This is a genomic window from Vibrio sp. 378 (assembly GCF_033339435.1).
The window spans coordinates 1-12053 of record NZ_JAWOUO010000029.1; the positions used below are offsets into that span (position 1 = coordinate 1).

Below are 12053 nucleotides of genomic sequence, written 5' to 3' on the forward strand. Positions count from 1 at the left end.
GTTATGAGCGCAGAAAAACTATATATAGAAAAAGAGCTGAGTTGGTTGTCTTTCAACGAACGAGTATTACAAGAAGCTGCCGATAAAACCGTCCCTTTGATCGAACGTATTCGCTTTCTTGGGATCTTTTCCAACAATTTAGATGAATTTTACAAAGTACGCTTTGCGGACGTGAAGCGCAGAATCCTAATCAGCCAAGAGCGCGGTGGCAGTGATAGCCCTAAACGACTGTTAACCAAAATGCAGTCGAAAGCACTGAAGCTTAACGAACAATTTGATGAGCTTTACAGCGAATTGATTCGAGAAATGGCACGACGTCGCATTTTCTTGGTCAACGAACAACAACTGGATGAATCGCAACAAAAGTGGATCGCAAAATACTTCCGTAGAGAGGTAATGCCGCATATCACTCCCCTCCTAATGAAAGACGAGATCGATGTTCTGCAATTTCTCAAAGACGAGTACGCTTACATCGCCGTAGAACTGCGTAAAGAAGAACATTACCAGTACGCTCTGATCGAAATTCCGACCGATCACCTTCCCCGCTTTGTGATGGTACCAGAACAGAAAGGAAAGCGTCGAAAAACCATCATCTTACTTGATAATATTATCCGCCACTGTTTGGACGAGCTGTTCAAAGGCTTTTTTGATTATGATGAGCTTAGCGGCTATGCGATGAAAATGACGCGTGACGCTGAATACGATTTACGCAATGAAATCGAGTACAGCTTGCTTGAACAAATGTCAGAGGGTGTCAATCAGCGACTGACAGCAAAGCCCGTTCGCTTCGTCTACGAACGCGATATGCAGCCTCAAATGTTAGAGTTTCTGTGTAACAAACTTAATATCTCTAACTACGATAACCTTATCCCCGGCGGACGCTATCACAACTTTAAAGACTTCATCGGCTTTCCAAATGTTGGACGAGAATATCTTGAAAATAAACCTCTCCCGCCAATGAAATGTGCCGATTTCGAAGGTTATGCCAACAGCTTTGACGCGATTAAAGCGAAAGATATTCTGCTCTATTATCCCTACCACACTTTTGACCATATTAGTGAGTTAGTGCGCCAAGCCTCCTTCGATCCCAAAGTACTTAGTATCAAGATTAACATTTATCGCGTCGCGAAAGATTCTCGCTTGATGAACTCTTTAATTGATGCGGTGCACAACGGCAAAAATGTCACTGTGGTCGTCGAACTGCAAGCTCGCTTTGATGAAGAAGCCAATATCGAATGGTCAAAAGTATTAACCGAAGCGGGTGTGCACGTCATCTTTGGTGCGCCTGGTCTTAAGATTCACTCAAAGCTACTGATGATTAGCCGCCGCGAAGGTGAAGAAATTATTCGCTACGCACACATCGGCACAGGCAACTTCCATGAGAAGACGGCACGAATTTATACCGACTTCTCCCTGCTTACGGCAGATCAAGAAATCACTAATGAAGTCCGTAATGTCTTCGGTTACATTGAGAATCCATACCGACCAGTGAAGTTCAATCACCTTATGGTATCTCCTCGTAATTCTCGAACCCAAATCTACCGCTTAATTGATAATGAAATTGCGAATGCCAAGCTAGGGAAAAAAGCCGCTCTTACGATCAAGGTCAATAACCTAGTCGATAAAGGCATCGTCAATAAGCTTTATGGAGCAAGTACTTCCGGTGTAAAAATAAACATGATCATTCGAGGTATGTGCTCATTAGTACCGGGCATTGAGGGGATCAGCGACAATATTCGCATCATCAGTATTGTTGACCGCTTTCTTGAGCACCCTCGCGTGGTGATCACCCACAATGATGGCGATCCGCAAGTTTATATCTCCTCCGCAGACTGGATGACAAGAAATATTGATCACCGTATCGAGGTAGCAGTACCAGTCCGTGATCCACGTTTGAAACAGAGAATTATTGATATAACGAATATCCATTTTACCGATACAGTAAAGGCTCGTTTAATAGATAAAGAAATGAGTAACGCTTACGTACCACGAGGTAATCGCAAAAAAGTTCGCTCTCAAATCGCTATCTATGACTATCTTAAAAATATAGAAAAGCAAACTAGAAAACAAAATTCAGATGCCTCAAATACTTGAACAAGATACTCGCTACATTGCCGCGATAGACCTCGGCTCAAACAGTTTCCATATGGTGGTGGCCAAAGTTGTTGGCAGTGACCTACAACTGGTTAGTCGTCATAAACAACGTGTTCGCTTAGCATCAGGACTCGACAGTGAATTGAACTTAAGTCACGCCGCAATGGAGCGTGCGCTAGAATGCTTAGCCATGTTCGCTGAGAGGCTGCAAGGGCTTGATGAGTCAAATGTACGTATCGCCGCCACACACACACTAAGACGCGCTAAAAATGCCCACCTTTTCATCGAGCGTGCGAAAGAAGTGATGCCTTTCCCAATAGAAATTATCCCTGGAGAAGAAGAAGCCCGCCTGATTTACTTAGGCGTCGCGCATACTCAAGTAGAATCCAACTCCAAACTAGTCATCGATATCGGAGGCGGCAGTACCGAGATGATTATTGGACAAGAATTTGAGCCTGAGCTTCTCAACAGTAAACAGATGGGATGCGTCAGTTTTACAGAGCAATACTTTAAAAACGGCAAACTGTCAGGAAAAAACTTCAGCAAGGCGATGTTAGCTGCCGAACAAAAACTCGAGTCCATCGCTTCAACATATCGTAAAAAGGGCTGGGATATTGCTCTCGGCTCATCAGGAACCATCAAAGCGATTCAAGAAGTGCTAATAGGATTAGGTTTTGAAGATGGCCTGATCACAGCGAGTCGACTGGATACACTTATCGAAACTCTGTGTAAATTTGATTCAATTGAAGATATTGAGCTGACGGGTCTAACAGAAGAACGTAAACCCGTATTCGCAGCAGGCGTAGCGATTTTGTCCGCGATTTTCAAAGCGCTTCGCATTGAGCAAATGTTTTTCTCCGATGGTGCTCTACGCGAAGGCCTGTTGTACGAAATGGAAGAACGTTTTGCACGCTCCGATATTCGCATGCGCACCACAGAAAATTTAGCCAACAAGCACCGAGTCGACTTAGAGCATGCCGCTCGTGTGAAGGGTCATGCACGTGAGATGTTATGTCAGGTACGCTCTGAACTAGGCATTAAGAAAAAGAGTGAATTATTTGACTTACTAGAGTGGGCAGCGTTGCTTCATGAAGTCGGATTAAGTATCAACTTGCGTAGTTTCCATCGCCACTCTTTTTATATTCTGTTGCACTCCACCCTACAAGGCTTCAACCGTGAGCAGCAATTAGTGCTTGCAACATTAGCTCGCTTCCAGCGTAAAGCGCTCAAATTGCAAGAACTACCAGATTTCAACCTCTATAAACAGAGTGACGTTATAAGCCTCATCAAAATATTACGACTTTCTATCGTATTAAATGGGCAGCGTAATGAAGATCCATTGCCTGATATCACCTTATCTATCAGAAATGACAAATGGATTCTCACCTGCACAGATGAAGCATGGCTAGAAAACAATAAATTACTTCACGCGGATTTACAGGAAGAACAAGAACGTTGGGACAGCGCGAAGTGGACACTCACTTTCTGATCTCGTACTGTCCATACCTAAATAAAAAGTCGGCTTACAGGCCGACTTTTTTTAACTCTTCTTCTGCAAAATCTGCCGTAATGGGCACATAACCATCTTTCTCAACCAACGCTTGTCCCTGAGCAGAAAAGATAAAGCGAATAAATTCAGCTTCAATTGGTGTTAATGGGTAATCAGGGTGCTTATTCACGTAAACATATAAGTAACGTGATAGTGGGTACTTACCACTAACAATATGTTCTCGCGTTGGAGTCACGTAGTCATTTCCCATTTTAGCCACAGGGACTAAGCGCACGCCTGCCACTCGATAACCGACACCGGAATAACCAATTCCACTGATGGTTGACGCTACAGCTTGCACAACTGACGCGGAGCCTGGCTGCTCGTTAACTCGGGTCTTGAAATCGCCGCCACACAAGGCATTGCTTTTGAAGTAACCATAAGTTCCAGAAACGGAGTTACGACCAAACAACTGTACGTTTCGCTTTGCCCACTGTGATTCAAGACCGAGTTGCTGCCAGTTTGTTACAAATTGACTTTCGCCACAGCGTAGCGTGGCGGAAAACAAAGCATCTAATTGACTAAAGTTAAGACCTTGAATTGGATTATCTTGATGAACAAAAATACCGATTGCATCGATGGCTACCCTAAGCGCCGTTGGCTTGTAGCCATGTTCACGTTCAAACGCTTCTATCTCTCTTAAACGCATAGGGCGACTCATGGGACCAAACTGAGCTGTTTGTTCGGTCAATGCTGGAGGGGCAGTAGAAGAGCCAGACGCTTGGACTTGCGCATTAATATTCGGGTAAATGGATTTAAACTCTTCAACCCAAAGCGTTGTCATACCCGCAAGTGTATCGGAGCCAACAGAGAGCAAGTTCCCGACAATCCCCGTCGTTTTATGATAACTCGGCAATGGTTTATCTTGAGCGGCAGCCATAAAAGAACAAACAAGCGCGAATAAACTGAATGTTTTTGCTAATCGTAAAGCCATTATTTCACCACCAAACGCTCAGGCAATACGAAAGAAAACTTACTACCCACGCCTACTTCACTGTGAATTTCTAAATGAGAGTCATGGTGACTCAGCGCGTGTTTTACAATGGCAAGCCCTAAACCGCTTCCACCAGTATCACGTGATCTTGCTTTATCCACTCGATAAAAACGCTCAGTAAGTCGATGGAGGTGCTGAGGTTCAATACCATCACCACTATCTTCCACCTCTAAGCATGCGCCTTGAGAGGTCTGGAACCAACGAACATTAATGTTCGCACCAGGCGGTGTGTATTTGACGGCATTATAAACGAGGTTAGAGATAGCACTACGTAACTGGTCATCATCGCCCAACACGCGTAGGCTAGCATCAACATCAAATTTCAATTTATGTTGGTTGTCCCCACTAAGGCTAACCGCCTCTTTTTCTAGCACTTCAAGCATCGCAGGCACATTCACGACTTCCTCAAGCTCATGCATAGGTGCCGCTTCAATTTTAGATAGTGTCAGTAGTTGGTTCACCAAACTGTTCATGCGGTTAAGCTGCTCCGTCATGACACCATGAGCTTTGCTCCACATTGGACCCACGACCATATCAGGGTCTTCAGTCATCTCCAAATAACCTTGTAGCACCGTCATTGGTGTACGCAGTTCATGAGATACGTTGGCGAAGAAGTTGCGACGCATTCCCTCAAGTTGTTTTAATTGGCTCACATCACGCACTACCATCAAGTGCTCACCCTCGGTATACGGTACGATACGCAATTCCAGCATGCGTTCGACGTTGAGTGGTGAACGCATTTCTAATGGCTCTGAGAAGTCTTTCTTGTTGAGGTACTTGATAAAATCAGGTGTACGAATGAGATTGGAGATAGGTTGACCTGAATCTTCTGGCCAATGGAAGCCCAGTAAGTGCTGAGCCAGCTTGTTGCACCAAACAATATTGCCTTCAGCACGGAATACCACTACCGCATCGGGTAGCGATTCTGCACCATTTCTGAATCGACGAATAAGATTAGTAAGCTCTTTTCGTTTGCGGCGTTGGCGCTGTTGTAAGCGATACAACCCATTGAACAAAGATTCCCAGTTACCGCTACCAGACGGTGGCGTGAGGCGTTTTTCATCCCATAACCAAGAAGATAAACGTACTTGGTTATGCAAATGCCACACAAGCTGCAATGCCGTAGCTGCCAAAAGCAACCACGGCATATAACCGAATATCCAACCTACTATCACCCATGGGGTGTAAAAAAAAGCCAGCTCCCAGGCCAGCTTTTTCCACGTTAATCTTTCAACCACTCATAACTCCAGAAATGGTACCGATAAGCTGCGTGTTAATTTATGCCTTCGTCGAGAAGCGGTATCCAGCACCACGAACAGTTTGGATCAGCTTATCATGCCCTGCAGCTTCCAATGCTTTACGCAGACGGCGAATATGGACATCGACCGTACGGTCTTCGACATACACGTTAGTGCCCCAAACATTGTTTAATAGCTGCTCACGGCTGTATACGCGTTCTTGATGCGTCATGAAAAAATGAAGCATCTTAAATTCTGTTGGGCCCATGTCTAATGGCGCATCATTAGCCGTAACACGGTGCGATACAGGGTCAAGCTTCAATCCCTGTACATCAATTACATCTTCTAGTGCAGTAGGGGTAACGCGACGAATCACCGCTTTTAGGCGTGCAACCAACTCTTTAGGAGAGAATGGCTTAGTAATGTAGTCATCCGCACCGACTTCTAAACCGCGCACTTTATCTTCTTCTTCACCACGAGCGGTAAGCATCACAACTGGAATGTTGCGCGTTAATTCCTCTCGCTTCATATGTTTGATGAAGTTAATGCCACTACCGCCTGGTAACATCCAATCCAGTAAAACTAAATCAGGGAAGGGTTCAGCCAGTTTGGTTACTGCAGTATCGTAATCTTCCGCTTCTACCGCTTGGTAACCTTTCTGCTCAAGTACGAAGCACAGCATTTCGCGAATAGGAGCTTCGTCTTCAACAACCAGAATCCTTCTAGACATAATTGAGTAACCTTATGTTCGTTGAGCTAATGAATTTAAGAGACAAAGCGCCTCTCTTTGCATAAGCATTATCACTACCAATTATGACACTTTTGTGACCTTTGAAAACAAATTTTCATATAACTTTCTTTTGAGGTTCATTCGGATATTTTTCATTTCTATTAAGACATCAGCACAAAAATTCCCTATGATTAGTCCCTTGTCATCAAGCCTAGAGAAGATTTATGTGGTTTAAAAACTGTCTGGTATACCGCGTTAACCGCGAGGTTACTTTTAACGCCGAACAACTAGAAACTCAGCTGTCTGAATTCCAATTCACCCCGTGTGGCAGTCAAGACAAACAGAAATTTGGCTGGGTCAGTGCAATGGGTAGACATGGCGATATGATGACTCACGTGTCAGAAAACCGCATTCTGATTTGCGCCAAGAAAGAAGAGAAAATGCTACCTGCCTCTGTGATCAAAGAATCATTGAATGCAAAAGTAGAAGCAATGGAAGCGCAAGAAGGTCGTCCTCTGAAGAAGAAAGAGAAAGACAACCTGAAAGATGACATCGTAATGGATTTACTGCCGCGCGCATTCAGCCGCAGCAGCCATACTCACGTGCTCATCATGCCAAAAGAAGGTTTTATCCTTGTTGATGCAAGCAGCTATAAAAAAGCAGAAGATGTATTAGCATTGCTTCGTAAAACCATGGGTAGTTTACCTGTTGTTCCTGCTATTCCAGAAGTGGCGATTGAAACTACGCTAACCGAGTGGGTGAAAAGCGGTGACACACCTCAAGGTATCAGCATGATGGACGAAGCTGAGCTAAAATCCGTACTTGAAGAAGGTGGTGTGATTCGCTGTAAGAAGCAAGAGCTAACCACTGATGAAATCCGCAACCACATCGCTGCGGATAAAGTCGTGACGAAACTTGCGCTTAATTGGCAAGATCGTATTGAGTTCATTATGACGGAAGATGCAGGCATCAAACGTCTAAAATTCTCTGATGAATTGAAAGATCAAAACGATGATATTCCACGTGAAGATCAAGCAGCTCGATTTGATGCAGACTTCTCTCTAATGTGTGGAGAGTTCAGTGCTTTCCTTCCCAACCTATACGATGCGCTAGGCGGCTTACCGAATCCTAACGCTTAATTTTGTATAAAGGTTAACCATAACGCCCTCACTTTTTTTGAGGGCGTTTTTCTATCTGAAGCACAATTACCCTAGTCACAGTTCACATTTTGACGTAAAATTTGCGCCCCATTTCCATTAGGTGGAATTGGCCTGACTTGTGATCAGATAAAAGAGAATTGAGCAATGACAACTGAGAAAGCATTCGTGCCTGAGCTACTATCTCCAGCGGGCAGCCTGAAAAACATGCGTTACGCATTCGCCTACGGGGCAGATGCAGTTTACGCTGGCCAACCTCGCTACAGCCTTCGCGTACGTAACAACGAGTTTAACCACGAGAACCTAAAAATCGGTATCGATGAAGCCCACGCCCTAGGCAAAAAGCTTTATGTGGTATGTAACATTCAACCACACAACTCGAAGCTAAAAACGTTCATCCGTGATCTTAAGCCAATCGTAGAGATGGGTCCTGATGCATTGATCATGTCAGATCCAGGCCTAATTATGATGGTTCGTGAAGCTTTCCCAGAAATGCCAATTCACCTTTCTGTACAAGCGAACGCTGTAAACTGGGCGACCGTTAAGTTCTGGGCAGCGAATGGCGTGGAGCGTGTGATCGTTTCTCGCGAGCTATCTCTAGAAGAAATCGAAGAAATTCGTGAGCATTGCCCTGAAACTGAGCTTGAAGTATTCGTTCACGGTGCATTATGCATGGCTTACTCTGGTCGTTGCCTACTTTCTGGCTATATCAACAAACGTGACCCTAACCAAGGCACTTGCACTAACGCATGCCGCTGGGAATACAAAGTTGAAGAGGGTAAAGAAAACGACGCTGGTGATATCGTAGAGAAATTCGACCCGACTGAAGCACAGCCTGTCGAAGTACAAGACGAGCGCCCTGAAACCACAATTGGTCGCGGCAAACCAACAGATGAAGTCGTTCTGCTTTCTGAAGCGCACCGTCCAGAAGAAAAAATGGCGGCTTACGAAGATGAGCATGGTACTTACATCATGAACTCTAAAGACCTACGAGCGGTTCAGCACGTTGAACGCTTAACTAAGATGGGTGTTCACTCATTGAAAATTGAAGGTCGTACTAAATCGTTCTACTACTGCGCACGTACCGCTCAAGTTTATCGTAAAGCAATTGATGATGCTGTAGCAGGTCGACCATTCGATGAAAGCCTAATGGGTACACTAGAAAGCCTAGCTCACCGTGGCTACACTGAAGGCTTCCTACGCCGTCATACACACGATACTTACCAAAACTACGATTACGGTTACTCAGTCTCTGATGCTCAACAGTTTGTTGGTGAATTCACTGGCAAACGTCGTGGTGACATGGCTGAAGTAGAAGTAAAAAATAAGTTTCTTGTCGGTGATAGCCTTGAACTAATGACGCCAAAAGGCAATATTGTTTTCACGCTAGAGGCAATGGAAAACCGCAAATCAGAGTCTATTGAAGACGCGAAAGGAAACGGTCACTTTGTATTCATTCCAGTACCAGCAGAGCTAGATTTAGAATATGGCCTATTAATGCGTAATCTAAACTCAGGGCAGGACACCCGTAACCCGACTGGTAAGTAACCATGGCCTTGCTCATTACTGATAAATGCATTAACTGCGACATGTGTGATCCCGAATGCCCCAATGGGGCAATCAGTATGGGAGAGAGCATTTTCGAAATTGATCCAGCGCTATGTACAGAGTGTAAGGGGCATTACGAAAAGCCGACCTGTCAGTCAGTGTGTCCAATTACAAAATGCATAATCACTGATCCGAACCATGTCGAAACTGAAGAGCAGTTGCTTGAAAAATTCGTGATTATTCAAGGGTTAGCATAAGAGCAATTAGGTTCAACTTTGGCATCAAAGTTGAACCTTTTCTCAACCTGATTTTTCAATAGGGATAATATTGCAGAACAGCTCTTTTTCAAAATGATACTCTAGTCTCTCACGCCAATTTTCCGCTTGAGAAACAGGTATTAAATAAAAGTTTTCTCGGCTCGTATCAGTAACGAAAGCCATCCCATATTGCATCAGCTCATAATGCACATCATTAACAAAACCCGGATCAAGGCGTTGACGCCCAGTCAGGTGATTCACATCCTCTCGAGTCAAAGAGACTCCTTTAGTATCACTGCTAAATCTGTGTCTTAACCACTCTGCAAATTCTTTTGCACAAATCATAGTCATGGTTTTGTCCTTGATTTACTCTTCTAACAGGAAAAGGGCATATCCCTGCCTTACACACTTGTCTGCGTTGTTATCGCTTTTTAGCCAACTGACAGACATATTGCTAAGAAACCAGAGTATCGTGACGAAAGATCTTTTTCTAAACAAAGAAGTTACAACTTACCCATACTACAACTCTTTGTTTAATTTAGACTTCTATAATATGTCCCCAAAACTAATTGGGTTAGTTTTTGTATTGGTATTATTCAATGTAGACAAAAGTATGATGTTTCTCCAGTTTCATAAAAGAGATCACCAAGTACAGATAAACCTGAAGAGTAACACTAATTAGGATTGATAAGCGGCAAGCATTGAGGTGGAACGACTTTTTTTCGTTTGGGCTTAGAGGTTGTTTTTACCCGTGGAGGGGGATCAATAGGTTTTGCTTTCGGGGCCCAACTTGCAAGCTCAACACCGCAGCCATCGCCTACTGGAGGTGGTGCTTGATCAACACAATAGTCGCTCGAATCAGGACAAGACAACCTGACGTGAAAGTGGTAATGATGCCCCCACCATGGACGTACTTTACGTAACCAAGAACGATCTTTGCCGTTTTCTTGCAAGCAAAGTTGCTCCTTAATAACAGGATGTACAAAAATTCGTGCAACATCCTTACTTTTTGAAGCGTACCGAATTAGCTTAAAGTGCCGTTCTTCCCAGCGATGATTAAGTATGGAATAACCTTTTAAATCCACCACACTCATGGGCTTAGGAAGTTGTAATTCGTTATAAGAAAGCGGTTGGTCAGCAAGCCTTAACCAGATATCGATATCTAACCCGGTTTGATGACTAGAATGACCAGAGGAGAACCTTCCACCTCTAGGTAAAGACAAATCACCAATTAGCAGAGTGGTGTTGAGATTTTGATGAGCTTTAAGCGCCAGATTTTCAATAAACTCTATCGTTTTAGGGTGCCCATAGTAGCGCTTCGTTTTACTACGTAAGACTTGATAACCAACGCCATCGAGAGGCAAGGGTAATGCACCATCTAAACAACCGTTAGCATAACTACCAATAGAGGAGGAAGAGTTTCGGGTAGGATTAACCGCAGACTCCCAAGGAGTAGAACATACTGAAGCTGAGAAACATAAACCCAAAGTTACAATGAAACTCAGCCTCATAGCCTTTAACCTTTAGTAGTGTTCGCCATTATCGTAATAAGCTTTAGGAGATAAGGCGGAAAAGATAACTGCAACATCAATATCGGCACCAGCGATACCGCGCACTTGTTGCGTAATAAGCTTGGCAACTTCATCTTGCACTTCCTGGCCACGGTCGAACCAAAGCACTTCGACAAAAGGATATGCAGCACTCACCTCACCCTCATTGAAAAACGTAGTGTAGATATACTCAAAAGTAAAATCCTCACGCGGACAGTCCATTAGAGGCTGAAGTTCATCCGTAAGGGGTTTTGATAATGCCTGAACAGCTTGTGGCTCTACAGCACGGAATCGAAAATGTGGCATAAACTTACTTCCTAATTATTAGCATTAATGCATGATGATAACAGGAACCAAGTCAGTAATCATCCAAGCCAATGTAACCACTGACCTTTCAATAGATTGTGAATCAGATGTGCTCGATAACGAAGAAAAAGTGTTATGAAATTCGAAGGTAAAACAGAAAGAGCAAAGCGATACATCAACATTTAGTAATTACATTATACATTACTAGAAAATAAAACTATCTGAAGCAAAGATATGCCATATTCGTTAGAAATAAAAGAGTCCCTGACCTAAGCCAGAGCTTATGAGCATGGGGGATAGGTGAAGTGGACCAATACCCCGGAGATATGAGCTTTCAATCCCCCGATACTTTGGTATCAGAGGAATCGACAACTCTTCCAACTAGTCAGCTTCTCTTTTCTTCAAATGCAAAAAAGCCCCAGCATTACTGCTGAGGCTTTAGAGTATGGCAGGGGTGGAGAGATTCGAACTCCCAACACGCGGATTTGGAATCCGCTGCTCTGCCAATTGGAGCTACACCCCTGTAATTCGTGTTTATTGAGACGACGCTCAAATAAGTGGCGGAGTGGACGGGACTCGAACCCGCGACCCCCGGCGTGACAGGCCGGTATTCTAACCAACTGAACTACC

The 12053-nt window shown here is 44.0% G+C and carries 11 protein-coding genes and 1 tRNA gene; 5 read left to right on the plus strand and 7 right to left on the minus strand.

The genetic code is table 11. The annotated features are described in order from the left end of the window. Positions 1-3 precede the first annotated feature (3 nt). Together ppk1 and ppx are read left to right on the plus strand one after the other, a co-directional pair. Positions 4-2094, plus strand: a complete 2091-nt coding sequence (ppk1, locus tag R7Q48_RS23300) for a polyphosphate kinase 1 (RefSeq protein ID WP_256903222.1) — start codon at positions 4-6, stop codon at positions 2092-2094. Beyond that, positions 2078-3583: an exopolyphosphatase gene (gene ppx, locus R7Q48_RS23305; protein WP_256903221.1), complete on the plus strand. Its 1506-nt coding sequence runs from the start codon at positions 2078-2080 to the stop codon at positions 3581-3583. The genes ppk1 and ppx overlap by 17 nt, the downstream gene beginning before the upstream one ends. A gap of 34 nt (positions 3584-3617) precedes the next feature. Here the strand turns inward: ppx and R7Q48_RS23310 are convergent, their stop codons facing one another. The 3 genes from R7Q48_RS23310 to phoB are packed head-to-tail and all read right to left on the minus strand — an operon-like array spanning position 3618 to position 6605. Next, positions 3618-4577, minus strand: coding sequence for a PstS family phosphate ABC transporter substrate-binding protein (locus R7Q48_RS23310; RefSeq protein ID WP_085569938.1), 960 nt, complete (start codon positions 4575-4577; stop codon positions 3618-3620). Then, on the minus strand, positions 4577-5875 hold the full coding sequence (phoR, locus tag R7Q48_RS23315) for a phosphate regulon sensor histidine kinase PhoR (protein ID WP_005383667.1): 1299 nt from the start codon (positions 5873-5875) through the stop codon (positions 4577-4579). The genes R7Q48_RS23310 and phoR overlap by 1 nt, the downstream gene beginning before the upstream one ends. 40 nt (positions 5876-5915) lie before the next feature. Beyond that, positions 5916-6605, minus strand: a complete 690-nt coding sequence (gene phoB / locus R7Q48_RS23320; protein ID WP_005381752.1) for a phosphate regulon transcriptional regulator PhoB — start codon at positions 6603-6605, stop codon at positions 5916-5918. Positions 6606-6829: 224 nt separating this feature from the next. On the opposite strand from phoB, the gene rdgC reads away from it, so the two are divergent. The 3 genes from rdgC to R7Q48_RS23335 all read left to right on the plus strand — a co-directional run bounded on the left by rdgC (position 6830) and on the right by R7Q48_RS23335 (position 9567). Then, complete coding sequence (gene rdgC, locus R7Q48_RS23325) at positions 6830-7744, plus strand: recombination-associated protein RdgC (RefSeq protein ID WP_017633930.1); 915 nt, start codon at positions 6830-6832, stop codon at positions 7742-7744. A gap of 165 nt (positions 7745-7909) precedes the next feature. Continuing rightward, on the plus strand, positions 7910-9310 hold the full coding sequence (yegQ, locus tag R7Q48_RS23330) for a tRNA 5-hydroxyuridine modification protein YegQ (protein WP_005381754.1): 1401 nt from the start codon (positions 7910-7912) through the stop codon (positions 9308-9310). A gap of 2 nt (positions 9311-9312) precedes the next feature. After that, positions 9313-9567, plus strand: coding sequence for a YfhL family 4Fe-4S dicluster ferredoxin (locus tag R7Q48_RS23335; protein WP_005381763.1), 255 nt, complete (start codon positions 9313-9315; stop codon positions 9565-9567). Positions 9568-9609: 42 nt separating this feature from the next. On the opposite strand, the gene R7Q48_RS23340 is transcribed toward R7Q48_RS23335, so the two are convergent. From R7Q48_RS23340 to R7Q48_RS23355, 4 genes are all read right to left on the minus strand, one after another. Beyond that, positions 9610-9918 carry a hypothetical protein gene (locus R7Q48_RS23340; protein WP_005381765.1) on the minus strand — a complete coding sequence of 103 codons (309 nt, stop codon included), beginning with the start codon at positions 9916-9918 and terminating at the stop codon, positions 9610-9612. A 323-nt stretch (positions 9919-10241) separates the two neighbouring features. Next, positions 10242-11078 carry a penicillin-insensitive murein endopeptidase gene (gene mepA, locus R7Q48_RS23345; protein WP_256903219.1) on the minus strand — a complete coding sequence of 279 codons (837 nt, stop codon included), beginning with the start codon at positions 11076-11078 and terminating at the stop codon, positions 10242-10244. Between the two features lie 12 nt (positions 11079-11090). Continuing rightward, entirely contained in the window at positions 11091-11423 is a 333-nt protein-coding gene (locus R7Q48_RS23350; protein WP_005381768.1) for a DUF1904 domain-containing protein, read from the minus strand. 446 nt (positions 11424-11869) lie between these two features. After that, positions 11870-11946 (minus strand) — tRNA-Trp (locus R7Q48_RS23355). Between the last annotated feature and the right edge of the window lie 107 nt (positions 11947-12053).

Coding starts and splice junctions, on each gene's coding strand:
- phoB (WP_005381752.1), bottom strand. CDS start 6,605: ATGTCTAGAAGGATTCTGGTTGTTGAAGACGAAGCTCCTATTCGCGAA.
- ppx (WP_256903221.1), top strand. CDS start 2,078: ATGCCTCAAATACTTGAACAAGATACTCGCTACATTGCCGCGATAGAC.
- rdgC (WP_017633930.1), top strand. CDS start 6,830: ATGTGGTTTAAAAACTGTCTGGTATACCGCGTTAACCGCGAGGTTACT.
- R7Q48_RS23340 (WP_005381765.1), bottom strand. CDS start 9,918: ATGACTATGATTTGTGCAAAAGAATTTGCAGAGTGGTTAAGACACAGA.
- ppk1 (WP_256903222.1), top strand. CDS start 4: ATGAGCGCAGAAAAACTATATATAGAAAAAGAGCTGAGTTGGTTGTCT.
- R7Q48_RS23350 (WP_005381768.1), bottom strand. CDS start 11,423: ATGCCACATTTTCGATTCCGTGCTGTAGAGCCACAAGCTGTTCAGGCA.
- yegQ (WP_005381754.1), top strand. CDS start 7,910: ATGACAACTGAGAAAGCATTCGTGCCTGAGCTACTATCTCCAGCGGGC.
- R7Q48_RS23335 (WP_005381763.1), top strand. CDS start 9,313: ATGGCCTTGCTCATTACTGATAAATGCATTAACTGCGACATGTGTGAT.
- mepA (WP_256903219.1), bottom strand. CDS start 11,078: ATGAGGCTGAGTTTCATTGTAACTTTGGGTTTATGTTTCTCAGCTTCA.
- R7Q48_RS23310 (WP_085569938.1), bottom strand. CDS start 4,577: ATGGCTTTACGATTAGCAAAAACATTCAGTTTATTCGCGCTTGTTTGT.